Origin of the sequence: Streptomyces sp. RerS4, assembly GCF_023515955.1 — a bacterium.
Classification (GTDB): Bacteria; Actinomycetota; Actinomycetes; order Streptomycetales; family Streptomycetaceae; genus Streptomyces.
Genome location: NZ_CP097322.1, coordinates 4401322 through 4417480 on the forward strand (window position 1 = coordinate 4401322; position 16159 = coordinate 4417480).

General features: G+C 73.5%; 12 protein-coding genes and 2 pseudogenes. 10 read left to right on the forward strand and 4 right to left on the reverse strand.

Translation table 11 applies throughout. The features are described 5' to 3' along the window. Positions 1–133: 133 nt before the first annotated feature. The 5 genes and pseudogenes from M4D82_RS20525 to sucD all read left to right on the forward strand — a co-directional run bounded on the left by M4D82_RS20525 (position 134) and on the right by sucD (position 7142). Positions 134–1240 (forward strand): ATP-binding protein, encoded by a 1107-nt coding sequence (locus M4D82_RS20525; protein ID WP_249767430.1) that lies wholly within the window; start codon positions 134–136, stop codon positions 1238–1240. After that, positions 1237–3506 (forward strand): annotated as a pseudogene (locus tag M4D82_RS20530) (DUF5682 family protein). Before M4D82_RS20525 ends, M4D82_RS20530 begins: the two are co-directional and overlap by 4 nt. Before the next feature lie 181 nt (positions 3507–3687). Then, positions 3688–4788 carry a VWA domain-containing protein gene (locus M4D82_RS20535; RefSeq protein ID WP_249771982.1) on the forward strand — a complete coding sequence of 367 codons (1101 nt, stop codon included), beginning with the start codon at positions 3688–3690 and terminating at the stop codon, positions 4786–4788. A gap of 263 nt (positions 4789–5051) precedes the next feature. Beyond that, a complete protein-coding gene (gene sucC, locus M4D82_RS20540; protein WP_249767431.1) occupies positions 5052–6230 on the forward strand; it encodes an ADP-forming succinate--CoA ligase subunit beta in 1179 nt (392 codons plus the stop codon). Between the two features lie 21 nt (positions 6231–6251). Next, positions 6252–7142, forward strand: coding sequence for a succinate--CoA ligase subunit alpha (gene sucD, locus M4D82_RS20545; RefSeq protein WP_030710487.1), 891 nt, complete (start codon positions 6252–6254; stop codon positions 7140–7142). Between the two features lie 119 nt (positions 7143–7261). Here the strand turns inward: sucD and M4D82_RS34345 are convergent, their stop codons facing one another. Together M4D82_RS34345 and M4D82_RS34350 are read right to left on the reverse strand one after the other, a co-directional pair. Beyond that, on the reverse strand, positions 7262–7927 hold the full coding sequence (locus M4D82_RS34345) for an RNA polymerase sigma factor (RefSeq protein WP_349637081.1): 666 nt from the start codon (positions 7925–7927) through the stop codon (positions 7262–7264). A 565-nt stretch (positions 7928–8492) separates the two neighbouring features. Beyond that, a pseudogene (locus M4D82_RS34350) lies at positions 8493–8642 on the reverse strand (helix-turn-helix domain-containing protein); the annotation flags it as partial. 119 nt (positions 8643–8761) lie between these two features. On the opposite strand from M4D82_RS34350, the gene M4D82_RS20555 reads away from it, so the two are divergent. After that, positions 8762–10477 carry a cell division protein PerM gene (locus M4D82_RS20555; RefSeq protein ID WP_249767432.1) on the forward strand — a complete coding sequence of 572 codons (1716 nt, stop codon included), beginning with the start codon at positions 8762–8764 and terminating at the stop codon, positions 10475–10477. A gap of 96 nt (positions 10478–10573) precedes the next feature. Here the strand turns inward: M4D82_RS20555 and M4D82_RS20560 are convergent, their stop codons facing one another. Further along, positions 10574–11179 (reverse strand): hypothetical protein, encoded by a 606-nt coding sequence (locus tag M4D82_RS20560; RefSeq protein ID WP_249767433.1) that lies wholly within the window; start codon positions 11177–11179, stop codon positions 10574–10576. Between the two features lie 251 nt (positions 11180–11430). Between M4D82_RS20560 and purN the strand changes: the two genes are divergently transcribed. Then, positions 11431–12054: a phosphoribosylglycinamide formyltransferase gene (purN, locus tag M4D82_RS20565; RefSeq protein WP_249767434.1), complete on the forward strand. Its 624-nt coding sequence runs from the start codon at positions 11431–11433 to the stop codon at positions 12052–12054. Further along, positions 12051–13661: a bifunctional phosphoribosylaminoimidazolecarboxamide formyltransferase/IMP cyclohydrolase gene (purH, locus tag M4D82_RS20570; RefSeq protein ID WP_249767435.1), complete on the forward strand. Its 1611-nt coding sequence runs from the start codon at positions 12051–12053 to the stop codon at positions 13659–13661. Before purN ends, purH begins: the two co-directional genes overlap by 4 nt. A gap of 101 nt (positions 13662–13762) precedes the next feature. Here purH and M4D82_RS20575 read toward each other — a convergent pair whose 3' ends face one another. Then, the gene (locus M4D82_RS20575) at positions 13763–14497 is read right to left on the reverse strand and encodes an RDD family protein (RefSeq protein WP_249767436.1); all 735 of its coding nucleotides are present in this window, start codon (positions 14495–14497) and stop codon (positions 13763–13765) included. A 244-nt stretch (positions 14498–14741) separates the two neighbouring features. On the opposite strand from M4D82_RS20575, the gene M4D82_RS20580 reads away from it, so the two are divergent. Next, positions 14742–15602: a bifunctional methylenetetrahydrofolate dehydrogenase/methenyltetrahydrofolate cyclohydrolase gene (locus M4D82_RS20580; protein ID WP_249767437.1), complete on the forward strand. Its 861-nt coding sequence runs from the start codon at positions 14742–14744 to the stop codon at positions 15600–15602. Continuing rightward, entirely contained in the window at positions 15592–16116 is a 525-nt protein-coding gene (locus tag M4D82_RS20585; RefSeq protein WP_249767438.1) for a DUF3017 domain-containing protein, read from the forward strand. The genes M4D82_RS20580 and M4D82_RS20585 overlap by 11 nt, the downstream gene beginning before the upstream one ends. Positions 16117–16159: the final 43 nt, after the last annotated feature.

The window sequence follows — 16159 nt, forward strand, 5'->3', positions numbered from 1 at the left end:
GAAACCACCGTAGGCACCCCCACTGACAATCGCTCTGACCTGCAACAACCCTGCGAACACGGGCTGTTGTCAGTGGCATGGTGCACGGTGGGAACAGCAGTCGGGAACGGCTGTCGAGCATTGGAGGGGGAGCATGACCATGCCCGAGAACAGCACCGGTACCGAGGCGCTGCGCCCGCACGCCGAAGACGCCTTCGCGCACGAACTGAAAGCCCTGGACGCCGCCGACGACCGGCCCCGCCCGGCCCGCTGGAAGCTCTCCCCGTGGGCCGTCGCCGCCTACCTGCTCGGCGCCACCCTTCCCGACGGCACCGTCATCACCCCCAAGTACGTCGGCCCGCGCAGGATCGTCGAGGTCGCCGTCACCACGCTCGCCACCGACCGCGCCCTGCTCCTGCTCGGCGTCCCCGGCACCGCCAAGACCTGGGTGTCCGAACACCTCGCCGCCGCCGTCAGCGGGGACTCCACCCTCCTCGTCCAGGGCACCGCCGGCACCCCCGAGGAAGCCATCCGCTACGGCTGGAACTACGCCCGGCTCCTCGCCCACGGCCCCAGCCGCGAGGCGCTCGTCCCGAGCCCCGTCATGCGGGCCATGGCCGACGGGATGACCGCCCGCGTCGAGGAGCTCACCCGCATCCCCGCCGACGTCCAGGACTCCCTCATCACCGTCCTGTCCGAGAAGACCCTCCCCGTACCGGAGCTCGGCCAGGAGGTGCAGGCCGTGCGCGGCTTCAACCTCATCGCCACCGCCAACGACCGCGACCGCGGGGTCAACGAGCTGTCCAGCGCCCTGCGCCGGCGCTTCAACACCGTCGTCCTGCCGCTGCCCGCCACCGCCGACGCCGAGGTCGACATCGTCGCCCGCCGCGTCGACCAGATGGGCCGCGCCCTCGACCTGCCCGCCGTGCCCGAGGGGCTGGAGGAGATCCGTCGGGTCGTGACCGTCTTCCGGGAACTGCGCGACGGCGTCACCACCGACGGCCGCACGAAGGTGAAGTCGCCCAGCGGCACCCTGTCCACCGCCGAGGCCATCTCCGTGGTCACCGGCGGCCTGGCCCTCGCCGCCCACTTCGGGGACGGCGTCCTGCGCCCCTCCGACGTGGCCGCCGGGATCCTCGGCGCCGTCGTCCGCGACCCGGCCGCCGACCGGGTCGTGTGGCAGGAGTACCTGGAGGCCGTCGTCCGCGAGCGGGACGGCTGGAAGGACTTCTACCGCGCCTGCCGGGAGGTGACGGCATGAGCCGCGCGGCCGGGGGACCGCTGCTGCTGGGCGTGCGCCACCACGGACCCGGCTCGGCGCGCGCGGTCCGGGCGGCCCTCGACGCCGCCCGGCCCGCGGCCGTGCTCATCGAGGGCCCGCCCGAGGGCGACGCGCTGCTCGCCCTCGCCGCCGAACCGGGCATGCGCCCGCCCGTCGCCCTGCTCGCCCACGCGGCGGACGACCCGGCGCGGGCGGCGTTCTGGCCGTTCGCCGCGTTCTCCCCGGAGTGGGTCGCGATCCGCTGGGCGCAGGGGGCCGGCGTACCGGTCCGCTTCATCGACCTCCCCGCCGCGCACGCCCTGGCCTCTGGCCCCGAGGCCGACGGAGGGGAAGAGGGCGGCGAGGAGGCCGACTCCGTACGGGTGGACCCCCTCGCGGTGCTGGCCGAGACCGCCGGCTACGACGACCCCGAGCGCTGGTGGGAGGACGTGGTCGAACACCGGGGCGGCGGACCGACCGACGCCCTCGCCGCCTTCGCGGCCCTCGGCGAGGCCATGACCGTCCTGCGCGAGGCGTACGGGGACGGCGGCCGGCCCCGCGACCTGGCCCGCGAGGCGCACATGCGGCAGCGGATGCGGGCCGCCCGGCGGGAGTTCGGCGACGCGTACGCCGTGGTGTGCGGCGCCTGGCACGTCCCGGCCCTGCGGGCCAAGACCACCGTCGCCGCCGACAAGGCCCTGCTCACCGGCCTGCCCAAGGTCAAGGTGGAAACCACCTGGGTGCCCTGGACGCACCGCAGGCTCGCCCGGTCCGGCGGGTACGGCGCGGGCATCACCTCGCCCGGCTGGTACGCGCACCTGTTCGCGGCCCCGGACCGCCCCGTCGAGCGGTGGCTGACCAAGGTCGCCGGGCTGCTCCGGTCGGAGGACCGGCAGGTCTCCTCCGCCCACGTCATCGAGGCGGTGCGACTCGCCGAGACCCTGGCCGCGCTGCGCGGGCGTCCGCTGGCCGGACTGACCGAGACGCTGGAAGCGGTGCGGGCGGTGATGTGCGACGGCTCGGACCTGCCGCTCGCGCTGATCGAGGACCGCCTCGTCGTCGGCGACGTGCTCGGCGAGGTCCCGGAGGCGGCGCCCGTCGTCCCCCTCCAGCGGGACCTGACGCGCCGGCAGCGCTCGCTGAGACTCAAGGCCGAGGCGCGGCCGCGCGAGGTGGAGCTCGACCTGCGCAAGGACACCGACGCCGCCAAGTCCCTGCTGCTGCACCGGCTGAGACTGCTCGGGGTCGACTGGGGCGTTCCCACCGCCGCCCGGAGCGGCACCGGCACCTTCCGGGAGACCTGGCGGCTGTGCTGGGAGCCCGAGCTGTCGGTGCGGGTCGCCGAGGCGGGCATCTGGGGCACCACCGTCCTGGGCGCGGCCACCGCCAAGGCCGAGGCGCGGGCGGCCGGCGCGGCGGAGCTGGGCGAGGTCACGGCGCTGGCCGAGCGGTGCCTGCTCGCCGGGCTGTCCGAGGCGCTGCCCGCCGTGCTGCGCGCGCTCGCCGACCGCGCCGCGCTGGACACCGATGTGGCGCGGCTCGCCAAGGCCCTGCCGGCGCTGGCCCGTTCGCTGCGGTACGGCGACGTCCGGGGACCGACGCGGCGGCCCTCGCGGCGGTGGCGGCCGGGCTCGCGGAGCGGATATGCGTGGCGCTGCCGCCGGCCTGCGCGGCCGGGCTCGACGCCGACGCGGCGGCGGAGCTGCGGGCCCACGTGGACGGCGTACACGGAGCGATCGGGCTGCTGGGGGACCGGGACGGGCTGCGCGAGCGTTGGTCGGCGGTGCTGGTGGCGCTGGCCGGGCGGGAGGGCGTACCCGGGGTGATCCGGGGCCGGGCGGCCCGGCTGCTGCTGGACGAGGGCCGGCTGCCGGCCGGGGAGACGGCCCGGCTGATGGGCCTCGCCCTGTCCCCGGCGGTCGCCCCGGCCGACGCGGCGGGCTGGATCGAGGGCTTCGCGGGCGGCGGTTCGGGCGGCGGCACGCTGCTGGTCCACGACGAGCGGCTGCTCGCGCTGATCGACGCCTGGCTGGTGTCCGTGCCGGAGCGGGCGTTCGTCGACGTCCTGCCCCTGCTGCGGCGCACGTTCGGGGCGTACGAGCCGGGGGTGCGGCGGACCCTGGGCGAGCTGGTCCGCCGCGGACCGGGCGGCCGCCCCGCCGGCGACGCGCGTGAGGCCCCCGAGGGCTTCGCCCCGCACCTGGACCCGGCACGCGCCGACGCCGCCGCCGAGGTGGTCCACCTCCTCCTCACGGCGGCCGCCTGACGGCACGCGGCGAGGCCGGGCGGACGGACCCGCGCCCTTGAGGCGCGGTGCAGACGAAGTCGAGAGCCAAGGGGGACGACACATGAGCACCACGAACACCCGACCGACCGCCCAGGGCGGCGTGAGCGAGGCCGGCCCGAACCCCACCGACGGGGCCGAAGGGCGGTTGCGGCGGTGGCGGATGGTGTTGGGGGGTGGGGAGGGGGACGGGACGGGGTTCGCGCCCGCCGGGCGGGACGCCGCGATGGACGCGGCCCTGGAGTCGCTGTACGGCGGGGGCCGCGCCGGCCGGTCGGGGGAGCGGTCCGGCGGGCTCGGCGGGTCCGCGCCGCGGGTGGCGCGCTGGCTCGGGGACATCCGTACGTACTTCCCCGGCCCGGTCGTGCAGGTCATGCAGCGGGACGCCATCGAGCGGCTCGGCCTGTCCACGCTGCTGCTGGAGCCGGAGATGCTGGAGGCCGTCGAGCCCGACGTGCACCTGGCCGCCACCCTCCTCTCCCTCCACCAGGCCATGCCCGACACCACCCGGGAGACGGCCCGCGCCGTGGTCCGTACGGTCGTCGAACGGCTGGAGAAGCGCCTCGCCGCCCACACCCGGGCCACCCTCACAGGCGCCCTCGACCGCTCGGCGCGCGTCAGCCGTCCGCGCCACCACGACATCGACTGGGACCGGACCATCCGGGCGAACCTCAAGAACTACCTCCCCGAGCACCGCACCGTCGTCCCGGAGCGACTCGTCGGCTACGGTCGGGCCGCGCGGGCGGTGAAGAAGGAGGTGGTCCTCTGCGTCGACCAGTCGGGATCGATGGCGGCCTCCGTGGTCTACGCCTCCGTCTTCGGAGCCGTCCTCGCCTCCATGCGGGCGATCGCCACCCGCCTCGTCGTCTTCGACACGTCGGTGGTGGACCTGACGGACCGGCTCGACGACCCCGTCGACGTCCTCTTCGGCACCCAACTGGGCGGCGGCACCGACATCAACCGGGCCCTGGCCTACTGCCAGTCCCGGATCACCCGGCCCGCGGAGACCGTCGTCGTCCTGATCAGCGACCTCTACGAGGGCGGCATACGGGACGAGATGCTCAAGCGGGTGGCCGCGATGAAGGCGGCGGGCGTGGAGTTCGTGACCCTGCTGGCCCTGTCCGACGAGGGCGCCCCCGCCTACGACCGCGACCACGCGGCGGCGCTCGCCGCGCTCGGGGCGCCCGCCTTCGCCTGCACCCCCGACCTCTTCCCGGAGGTGATGGCCGCCGCCCTGGAGAAGCGCCCCCTGCCCATGCCGTGACAGCCGCCGTAAATCGGCAGATCACACGAAGGCGCAGCTCAACCGTGAGGCGATCTGTGACAGGTATCACCGCTCAGGTGTGATCTGCGATTTAGGGACCCAGGTCCCACGGGGATAACCTGCGAGACGGACATGCCGCGTCCACGGTCACCGTGTGCGCCTCCCCTGTGACAGCGCCGTCACGTTGCCCTCGCGGCACGCCCACGCAGATAGCAGACAACCGCGAATCACTGCGAATCTTTGAAGACAAGGGACGGACGCGCGTGGACCTGTTCGAGTACCAGGCGAGGGACCTCTTCGCCAAGCACGGTGTACCGGTGCTGGCCGGTGAAGTCATCGACACGCCTGAGGCGGCTCGCGAGGCCACCGAGAAGCTGGGCGGCAAGTCGGTCGTCAAGGCCCAGGTGAAGGTCGGCGGCCGCGGCAAGGCCGGCGGCGTCAAGCTCGCCGCGACCCCGGACGAGGCCGTCGCCCGTGCGACGGACATCCTGGGCATGGACATCAAGGGCCACACGGTCCACAAGGTGATGATCGCCGAGACCGCTCCCGAGATCCTTGAGGAGTACTACGTCTCGTACCTGCTGGACCGCACCAACCGCACCTTCCTGGCCATGGCCTCGGTCGCGGGTGGCATGGACATCGAGCAGGTCGCCGAGGAGACCCCCGAGAAGCTCGCGAAGGTCCCGGTGAACGCCAACGAGGGCGTGACCATCGAGAAGGCCCGCGAGATCGTGGAGCTCGCGCAGTTCCCGGCCGAGGTCGCCGAGAAGGTCGCCGAGGTCCTCGTGACCCTGTGGAAGACCTTCATCGCCGAGGACGCGCTCCTCGTCGAGGTCAACCCGCTCGCGAAGGTCGCCAACGGCGACGTCATCGCCCTCGACGGCAAGGTCTCGCTCGACGAGAACGCCGAGTTCCGCCAGCCGGGTCACGAGGAGTTCGTGGACCACGCGGCCGCGAACCCGCTGGAGGCCGCCGCCAAGGCGAAGAACCTCAACTACGTCAAGCTCGACGGTGAGGTCGGCATCATCGGCAACGGCGCGGGTCTCGTCATGAGCACCCTCGACGTCGTCGCCTACGCCGGTGAGAACCACGGCGGCGTCAAGCCCGCCAACTTCCTGGACATCGGCGGTGGCGCCTCCGCCGCCGTCATGGCCAACGGTCTCGAGATCATCCTCGGCGACCCGGACGTCAAGTCCGTCTTCGTCAACGTCTTCGGTGGCATCACCGCCTGCGACGAGGTCGCCAACGGCATCGTCCAGGCGCTGGCCCTGCTGGAGGAGAAGGGCGAGGCGGTCACCAAGCCGCTCGTCGTCCGTCTCGACGGCAACAACGCCGAGCTGGGTCGCAAGATCCTCTCGGACGCCAACCACCCGCTGGTGCAGCGCGTGGACACCATGGACGGCGCGGCCGACAAGGCCGCCGAGCTCGCGGCTGCGAAGTAAGGGCAGAGGTCACAGACTCACATGGCTATCTTCCTCAACAAGGACAGCAAGGTCATCGTCCAGGGCATGACCGGTGCCACGGGCATGAAGCACACCAAGCTGATGCTGGCTGACGGCACCAACATCGTCGGTGGCGTGAACCCGCGCAAGGCCGGCACCACCGTCGACTTCGACGGCACCGAGGTTCCGGTCTTCGGTTCCGTCGCCGAGGCGATGGAGAAGACGGGCGCCAACGTCTCCGTCCTCTTCGTCCCGCCGGCGTTCGCCAAGGCCGCCGTCGTCGAGGCCATCGACGCCGAGATCCCGCTGGCCGTCGTCATCACCGAGGGCATCGCGGTGCACGACTCCGCAGCCTTCTGGGCGTACGCGACCGCCAAGGGCAACAAGACCCGCATCATCGGCCCGAACTGCCCGGGTCTGATCACCCCCGGCCAGTCCAACGCCGGCATCATCCCGGGCGACATCACCAAGCCCGGCAAGATCGGTCTCGTGTCCAAGTCCGGGACGCTGACCTACCAGATGATGTACGAGCTGCGCGACATCGGCTTCACCTCCGCCGTCGGCATCGGTGGCGACCCGGTCATCGGCACCACGCACATCGACGCCCTGGAGGCCTTCGAGGCCGACCCGGAGACCGAGCTCATCGTCATGATCGGCGAGATCGGCGGCGACGCCGAGGAGCGCGCGGCGGACTTCATCGCGAAGAACGTCACCAAGCCGGTCGTCGGCTACGTCGCGGGCTTCACCGCCCCCGAGGGCAAGACCATGGGCCACGCCGGCGCCATCGTCTCCGGCTCCTCCGGCACCGCACAGGCCAAGAAGGAGGCCCTGGAGGCCGCCGGCGTCAAGGTCGGCAAGACGCCGACCGAGACCGCCAAGCTGGCGCGCGAGATCCTGAACGCCGCTCAGTAGTCCTTCCCGCCGGCGCGTACGGATCCGTACGCGCCCGCGGACGGGCGTGGCCCGCACCCCTCGGGGTGCGGGCCACGCCCGTTCTCGTTTCCGCCGGACACCCTCTACCGGACACCCCTCTAGTCGACGCGCGGCGCGAGCTTCGCGGGCCCGGCGGCCGGGTGGTCGCGCAGTTTGTCCTGGAGTTCACGGCTCCGCTCGGTGAGCTGCTGGGGGCCGCTGTGCGGCGGTACGCCGGACACGCTGGCGCCGGGCGCCATCGGGGGTTCGTACCGGTCGGCGGCGGTGAAGGCGGTGTAGCAGGTCGCGACGGCGATCACCGCCGTCAGGCCGACGGCGGCGCGCGAGAACCGACGGGCGCGGGTCTCGGTGGTGGTGCGTACGGCGACGGCCGGACGGGGGTCCAGCGAGACGGAGGGCCGCAGCGTGCCGAGGCGCTCGCGCAGCAGCGCGGACCGGTGCTCGGGGGCGGTGGCGGCCAGTTCGGGGATCCGGTCGGCGAGGTCGGCGTGGGCGTGGAGCAGGCGGTGTCCGGCGGTGGGGGTACTGGATTCCGTCTCGGCGGCGGTGTCGGGCAGGTCGAGGCCGACGCCGTCGTAGAGCAGCACGGTGCGGCGGTGCACGGGCGGCAGTTCCAGCATGGCGTCCAGCAGGATCCGGTCGGCGGGCTCGGCCGGGGGCTTGTCGGGGTGCCGGTGGGAGCGGCGCAGCCGGCGCCAGGGGGAGAGGGCGTGCTCGTAGGCGGCGGCGCGGACCCAGCCGACGGGGTCGGGGTCGGTGGCCACGGTGGGCCAGCGCTCCCAGGCCTGCTGGAACGCCCGCTCGACGGCCTCCAGGGAGAGGGCGCGGCGGCCGGTGAGCAGGTAGACCTGGCGGACGAGGGCGGGGGCGGCGTAGGCGTGGAGCGCGTCGAAGGCGTCGACGGGTCCGAGCGGGGGGGGGGGCGGTGGCCTCGGGCTCCACCGGCTCGGGCTCGACCGGCTCGGGCACGGCCGGCTCGGGCACGGCCGGCTCGGGCACGGCCGGCTCGGGCTGAGGGGGAGGCGTGGGCCGCGCGGCCGCCGGCTTCCCCGCGTGGGTGAAGGCGCCGAACGGGCCCGCGCCGAGGCCGTTCCTGACGGTGGTTCCGATGGCGTGGTGGACGGGGCCGGTGCGCGGATCGGGTTCGGGCTCGGGCTCGGGCAAGGGTTCGGGCGAGGGTGACGGCAAGGGCTCGGGTAGAGCGTCCGAACGGGCGGGGGGCGGTGGTTCGGGTGCGGCCCCGGCCGCCCCGCGGGTCCGTTCCGCCAGGCGGCGCAGGAGGCGGGCGTACGCCTCCCGCTTGCGCCCGCGCGGTTCGCTGCGGCCCGTCTCCCAGGAGCGGACGGTGTTGGGGGAGACCCCGACCTCCGCCGCGACCTGCTCGGTCGTCAGGTCGCCCTTCTCGCGCAGTCGGCGGCGCTCCTTGGGGGAGGGCAGGCCCAGTTCCGAGCCGGAAGCCGTCTCGACGTCCTGTGTCATGCCACGCTCCCCGTGACCCTGCCGTCCTGGGCGAAAATGTACATAAGCGTATATTGAGCGACACCACGGACATTCGCCTGTTACCCGCCCATAGCGCGTGTCGTTGGCACCATGGCGGGGTGACCCAATTGACCGAACGCGGCACGTCGTTGCAGGCGGCCCCGCGGGCCGCCGCACGGCGCCGTTCACCGGCGGCCGCCGCCTGCGTGCTGGGCGGTGCCATGGCCGCGGGACTGGGGCTCGGCTTCCTGGCCGTGCTCGTGATCGTGCTGTGGATCAGTTCCCCCTACCCGGACAGCGGTCCGGGCGGCGCGCTGCACCTGGCCGCCGGGCTGTGGCTGATGGCCCACGGCACGGAACTGGTGCGCTACGAGACCCTCTCCGGGGTGCCCGCGCCCGTCGGCCTCACGCCGCTGCTGCTGGTGGCGCTGCCGGTGCTGCTCATCCGTCGGGCGGCCCGGCTGGGCAGCGCCTCGGGGGGCGGTGACGAGTCCGGTGACGAGCCCGTCGAGGTGCTGCCGCCCAGTGCCGTCTTCTCGGCCGTGCTCTGCGGATACCTTTCCGTGGCCTCGCTGGTCACCGTGTACGCGGCGGGCGGGCCGCTGCCGGCCGATCCGCTGAGCGCGGCCTGGCACGTCCCCCTGGTGGCGGTGCTCGCCGCCGGGGGAGGGGTGTGGGTGGCGAAGGGGCGCCCGTCGGGGCCGCTGCCGGCGTGGGTCCCGGAGGGCGTACGCCGCTCCGTGACGCGCCCCCGTTACGCGCTGGCGCTGCGCTCCGGCGCGGCCGGGGTGCTCGTCCTGCTGGGTGGCGGGATCCTGCTCGTCGGGGCCTCGCTGGTGTGGCACGCGGACGGGGTGCGGTCGTCGTTCCTGACGCTGACCGGGGTGTGGTCGGGGCGGTTCGCGGTGCTGTTGCTCGCGCTGGCGCTCATCCCGAACGCCATGGTGTGGGGTGCGGCGTACGGGCTGGGGCCCGGGTTCGCGGTGGGGACCGGTGCGACGGCGACCCCGCTCGGCTTCGAGGGCGCGGCGGCGCTGCCGAGGTTCCCGCTGCTGGCGGCGCTGCCGCCGGAGGGGGCCGGGACGCCGGTGACGTGGGCGGCGGCCGGGGTGCCGGTGGCGGCGGGGCTGGTGGTGGGGTGGTTCGCGGTGCGGCGGGCGCGGGAGGTGTCGCTCGCGGAGACCGCGCTGACGGCGGCGCTGGGCGCGGTGGTGTGCGGGCTGGCGATGGCCGCGCTGGGCGCGGCCGCGGCGGGGCCGCTGGGGTCGCGGGCGCTGGCGAGCTTCGGGCCCGTGTGGTGGGCCGTCGGGGCCGCGGCGGCGGCCTGGACGCTGGCCCTGGCGGTGCCGGTGGCGGTCGGGGTGCACGCGTGGCGCACGCGTCCGGCGCGCACGACCGGCGGCCCGGACGCCTGGCACGACTCGGGCGTCCGCGAACTCCGCTGGCAAGCCCTACGCCAATCCGCCGACCCCCTGGTCACACCCCCCACGCCCCATCCCGCCCCAACGGCGGCTCCCCGCCCGGTCCGGCCGGCCCCTCCCACCGACCCCACAAAGCCGAACGCGGCCCCGCCGGCCGCCTCCGGGCCGCTGACCGCTCCCGGGCCGCCGACCGCTCCCGAGCCGCCCGCTGCCCCGGGCCGTTGGCCGGTCCCGAGCCGCGGACCGCCCCGGGCAGCCGGCCGCCCCGGTCCCGGTGCTCCTCCCGCCGAGCCGGGGGTACCCGCCTCGGCGGGCACCGGCCCGTCGGCCACCCGCCCCGAGCCGCCGTCGGGGCCGTTGCTGCCCCCGGTGGTGGGCGCGCGCGTCCTGGCGCGGCGTCAGCCGCCGCAGTGACCGCCCGGGTTGCCGGGAATCGCCTCGGCGGATCCGTCGGGGCGTACGCGGTACGGCCCGGTCACCCCGGCGTCGGGGAAGCCGGGCCGCGCGGTGTCAGCGTTGGACCTTCAGGATGTCGCCCAGGACGTTGTTCGGGAGCAGGGTGTTGCACTTCAGTTCCGCCGTGCGGGTCAGGGCGTCGTCGCGGCAGACGTAGAAGTCCTTGTACGCCAGCTGCACCGCGTACGACGTGCCCGCCAGCAGCAGCGCCAGCGAGGCCGTCACCAGGCCGCTGACCGCCGCCGCCCGCTGCGGGCGGGCCGCCGGGCCCAGGGCGGCCAGGCCGCCGGGCCGGGCGGGGGTGCCCTGCGTCGGGTCCGACTCGGTCGCGGGGCGGCCCCGCAGCGCGCTGATGCCCCAGTACAGGGCGAGCGCGCCCAACATCAGCCCCATCGACGGGATCCCGAAGATCCCGAAGAAGAACCCCCACATGCCCGCCAGCAACGCGTACCGCGCCCGCCGCTGGAGCGGGTCCATCGGGTCCCAACGGGCCGGGCCCTCGGGCTCCTGGCCGGAGGGGCCGCCGGGGTTCGGGCCCTGGCCGCCACCCCCCTGGTGCCGCGGCTGCCGGGGTTCCCACGGCTGGTCGGGCCGGCCTTCCGGCGGCGCCGCGAAGGGGTTGTCGTCGGTGGAGGGGTCGGGACGGTCGCGGTCCGGCATCGAGTCGGTTACTTCCCCTGTGTCATGGCCACGGCACGGCGCCCGCGTGCGGCCGCACGTACCGCGTCGTTCGCGGCTTGTACGCCAGACGCTACCGCCCGCCCGTCCCCCCGTCCCTCGGGGGCGGTCCCGAGTGCCGGTATCGTTGCGTGCGGTCGGTGGCTTCGTATGGTCCCCCGTATATCGGTACCCCGAAGTTTCGTATGACCACACAAGACGAACAACGGCATTCCCGTAAGAAAGGGCCTCCCATGCCCGCCTCCCGCCTGGTCGTGCTGGTCTCCGGCTCCGGCACCAACCTCCAGGCCCTGCTCGACGCCATCGAAGCCCACCCCGGCGGAGCCGAGGGATTCGGAGCCGAGGTCGTCGCGGTGGGCGCCGACCGCGAGAACATCGCCGGCCTCGAACGCGCGGAGAAGGCGGGGATCCCCACCTTCGTGTGTCCGGTCAAGGCGTACGCGAGCCGTGAGGAGTGGGACGCCGCCCTCACCGAGGCCACCGACGCCCACGCGCCGGACCTGGTGGTCTCCGCCGGGTTCATGAAGATCGTCGGCAAGCACTTCATCGACCGCTTCGGCGGCCGGTTCATCAACACCCACCCCGCCCTCCTCCCGGCCTTCCCCGGCGCGCACGGGGTGCGCGACGCCCTCGCGTACGGCGCGAAGGTCACGGGCTGCACGGTCCACTTCGTGGACAGCGGCGTGGACACCGGTCCGATCATCGCCCAGGGTGTGGTCGAGATCCGGGACGGGGAGGACGAAGCCGCGCTCCATGAGCGCATCAAGGAAGTCGAGCGTCAGCTGCTCGTCGACGTCGTGGGGCGCCTGGCCCGGCACGGCTACCGCATTGAGGGACGAAAGGTAACAATCCAGTGACCGCCGTAGAGACTGTAGAGAGCAACGACCCGACCACGAACCGGCGGCCGATCCGGCGTGCGCTCGTCAGCGTCTACGACAAGACCGGACTGGAAGAGCTGGCCCGCGGCCTGCACGAGGCGGGCGTCGCCCTCGTCTCCACCGGCTCCACCGCCGCGAAGATCGCCGCCGCCGGGGTGCCCGTCACCAAGGTCGAGGAACTGACCGGCTTCCCCGAGTGCCTCGACGGCCGGGTCAAGACCCTCCACCCGCGCGTGCACGCCGGCATCCTCGCCGACCTGCGCCTGGAGGACCACCGCAGCCAGCTGGCCGAGCTGGGCGTCGAGCCGTTCGACCTGGTGATCGTCAACCTCTACCCGTTCCGGGAGACCGTCGCCTCCGGCGCCACCCCCGACGAGTGCGTCGAGCAGATCGACATCGGCGGCCCCTCCATGGTCCGCGCCGCCGCGAAGAACCACCCCTCGGTCGCGGTCGTCACCAGCCCCGCCCGCTACGCCGACGTCCTCGCGGCGGCCCAGGGCGGCGGCTTCGACCTCACCGCCCGCAAGCGGCTCGCCGCCGAGGCCTTCCAGCACACCGCCGCGTACGACGTCGCCGTGGCCTCCTGGTTCACGAACGTGTACGCACCCGAGGGCGAGGAGGGCGCGCTGCCCGAGTTCCTCGCGGGCGCGTGGGAGCGCAAGTCGACCCTCCGCTACGGCGAGAACCCGCACCAGGCCGCCGCCCTGTACACGGACGGTCAGTCGGGCGGTCTCGCCAACGCCGAGCAGCTGCACGGCAAGGAGATGTCCTTCAACAACTACGTGGACACCGAGGCCGCCCGCCGCGCCGCGTACGACCACGACGAGCCGTGCGTCGCGATCATCAAGCACGCCAACCCGTGCGGCATCGCCATCGGTGACGACGTAGCCGCCGCCCACCGCAAGGCGCACGCCTGCGACCCGCTGTCGGCCTTCGGCGGCGTCATCGCCGTCAACCGCCCGGTGACCGTCGAGCTGGCCGAGCAGGTCGCCGAGATCTTCACCGAGGTCATCGCCGCGCCCGCCTACGAGGACGGCGCCGTCGAGATCCTCGCCAAGAAGAAGAACATCCGCGTCCTGAAGGTGGACGGCACCCCGCACCAGCCGGGCGACCTGAAGCCGATCTCGGGCGGCGTGCTGCTCCAGCAGAGCGATACGTTCGAAAAGGGGAAGGGCCGGGCCGAGGGCGACGACCCGAAGAACTGGACCCTCGCCACCGGTGACGCCCTGTCGCCGGCGGAACTCGCCGAGCTGGCTTTCGCGTGGAAGGCCTGCCGCGCCGTCAAGTCGAACGCCATCCTCCTCGCCAAGGACGGCGCCTCGGTGGGCGTCGGCATGGGCCAGGTCAACCGCGTCGACTCGGCGAAGCTCGCCGTCGAGCGCGCCGGGGCCGAGCGGGCACAGGGCTCGTACGCGGCCTCCGACGCCTTCTTCCCCTTCCCGGACGGGCTGGAGATCCTGACCGTCGCCGGCGTCAAGGCCGTCGTCCAGCCGGGCGGTTCGGTCCGCGACGAGCAGGTGATCGAGGCGGCGAAGAAGGCCGGCGTGACGATGTACTTCACCGGTACGCGCCACTTCTTCCACTGAGACACGGACACGGATTCGGATACGGATTCGGAAACGGCGAAGGCCGCCACCCGCAGCTGCGGGTGGCGGCCTTCGCCGCGTCGAGCGGTTGTCGCGAGCGGTTACTTCTTGACGACGATGGTGCCGGCCGCGCGGTCGTGCCAGCCCTGGAGCTTGCCCGAGTTGTCGAAGAACGGGGAGAGGTAGACCAGGATCTGGCCGATGCCGCACAGGAAGCTGCCGACCATCGGGATGATCCAGCGGATGAAGCCGCCGCCGAGGCCCGGGACCGAGCCCGTGTTCTCCTTGACGACCTTCAGGCCCAGCGCCATCTTGCCGAGCGTCGCGCCGACGAAGGAGATCATCAGCCACTCGTAGAGCAGGGTGGCGATACCGATCAGGGCGAGCGTGCCGAACAGGGCGGCGATCATGCCGCCGGCCGCCTCGGCCTGCTCGTTGACGCACGTCTGGTACGCGGCCGACGAGTAGTCCGTGCCGCAGTCCTCCATCGACTCCGCGAGGCCCAGCGAACCGGCCAGGCCGATGGCCATGAGGATCCACACGAGGACGGAGATGGCCAGGGCGTCGATGACGCGGGCGCCGAAGCGGCGGCCCATCGTGGCGACCTGGACGGTGCCGAGACCGGCGACGTTGATGTAGCCGTTGTTCGCCTGGAGGGTGCCCGGCGCCTGCGGCGGCACCGCGCCGTACGGCTGCTGGCCCTGCTGCGGGTAGCCGTAACCGGCCTGCGGCGGGACGCCCTGGGGGGCCTGCTGGGGGTAGCCGTAGCCGGGCTGGCCCTGCGGGGGCTGCTGGGGCTGCTGGCCGTAAGGGTTGTTCGGGTCGCCGAAGCTCATCTTGCGGTGTTCCTCCGTGGAAGTGCGGGGACGCACGGCACGCGCGGAGGAAATCACAGTCAAGCGGTCCGCCCCCCGGCACTGCCCGCGGCACTCTGTACCGGTGCATGGTGGTCCCCCGCGCGTTGGGTTGTCCAGCCGGTTGTCATGAGCCCGGTGACTTGTTGTGCAAGTGCAACCAACGGAGCCCCCTCGCGAGACGCTTGACTGGAACCCGAGCCACCACATCCGGGAGGATGGACACATGACCGCCCAGATTCTCGATGGCAAGGCCACCGCAGCCGCGATCAAGTCCGAACTGACCGTCCGAGTGGCGGCGCTGAAGGACCGGGGCATCACGCCCGGCCTCGGCACCCTGCTGGTCGGCGACGATCCGGGCAGCCGTTGGTACGTCAACGGCAAGCACAAGGACTGCGCGGAGGTCGGCATCGCCTCCATCCAGCGCGAACTGCCCGCCACGGCGTCCCAGGAGGACATCGAGGCGGTGGTGCACGAGCTGAACGACAACCCGGAGTGCACCGGCTACATCGTGCAACTTCCGCTGCCCAAGGGCATCGACACCAACCGCGTCCTGGAACTCATGGACCCCGCCAAGGACGCCGACGGCCTGCACCCCATGTCCCTCGGCCGGCTGGTGCTGAACGAGCAGGGGCCGCTGCCCTGTACCCCGTACGGCATCGTCGAACTGCTGCGCCACCACGGCGTCGAGATCAACGGCGCGCACGTGGTCGTCCTCGGCCGGGGCATCACCGTGGGCCGCTCCATCGGCCTGCTGCTGACCCGCAAGTCCGAGAACGCCACGGTGACGCTCTGCCACACCGGTACGCGCGACCTCTCCGGGCTGCTGCGCCAGGCCGACGTCATCGTCGCGGCGGCCGGCGTCCCCCACCTGGTCAAGCCCGAGGACGTGAAGCCGGGCGCGGCCGTGCTCGACGTCGGCGTCAGCCGCGACGAGAACGGCAAGATCGTCGGCGATGTGCACCCGGGGGTGGCCGCGGTGGCGGGCTGGCTCTCCCCGAACCCGGGCGGTGTCGGCCCGATGACCCGGGCGCAGCTTCTGGTGAACGTCGTCGAGGCGGCGGAGCGGATCACCAGTGCGGGCTGAGCCGGACACCGGGAACGGCGCGGAGCCGGGCGAGACGGTGAACGGCAGCCGCCCCCCGGCGCGGGCGGACGGAGCGGACGCGGACACCCCGCCGGCCGCCCCGTCGGGGGCCTCCGCGCCCGCCGCCCGCGCTTCCCGCCGCTTCCCCTCCGTCACGCACGACACCGCCCGCCCCGAGGGCAGCGGCCGGGCCATCCCCGGCGCCGTGTCCGCGCCGGCCCGGCAGTGGCCGATGCTCAGCGTCCTCGCCGCCACGGCCGCGGGGCTGCTGTCCACGGCGTTCGGGCATCCGCGCGTCGGCTGCCTGATCATCGGGGTCGCGCTGATCGCCGCCGCCGTGATGCGCCGCTTGCTGCCGTCCGTGGGGATGCTCGCGGTGCGCTCCCGGTTCACCGACATGATCACGTACGGGGTGCTGGGCGTGGCCATCACCCTGCTCGCCCTGGTCATGGAGCCCAAGCCGTTGCTGAACATCCCGTTCCTGGAGTCGGCGGTCCGTTTCACCGTCAGGTGATTCGCCCGCGTCCTCGCGTACACCCGTCCGGCGGCGCCGACAC

What these genes read in the sequence shown, in the direction of transcription:
- M4D82_RS20535 (WP_249771982.1), top strand. Translation starts at nt 3,688, where the DNA reads ATGGTGTTGGGGGGTGGGGAGGGGGACGGGACGGGGTTCGCGCCCGCC.
- purN (WP_249767434.1), top strand. Translation starts at nt 11,431, where the DNA reads ATGCCCGCCTCCCGCCTGGTCGTGCTGGTCTCCGGCTCCGGCACCAAC.
- M4D82_RS20575 (WP_249767436.1), bottom strand. Translation starts at nt 14,497, where the DNA reads ATGAGCTTCGGCGACCCGAACAACCCTTACGGCCAGCAGCCCCAGCAG.
- M4D82_RS20560 (WP_249767433.1), bottom strand. Translation starts at nt 11,179, where the DNA reads ATGCCGGACCGCGACCGTCCCGACCCCTCCACCGACGACAACCCCTTC.
- M4D82_RS20525 (WP_249767430.1), top strand. Translation starts at nt 134, where the DNA reads ATGACCATGCCCGAGAACAGCACCGGTACCGAGGCGCTGCGCCCGCAC.
- M4D82_RS20580 (WP_249767437.1), top strand. Translation starts at nt 14,742, where the DNA reads ATGACCGCCCAGATTCTCGATGGCAAGGCCACCGCAGCCGCGATCAAG.
- sucD (WP_030710487.1), top strand. Translation starts at nt 6,252, where the DNA reads ATGGCTATCTTCCTCAACAAGGACAGCAAGGTCATCGTCCAGGGCATG.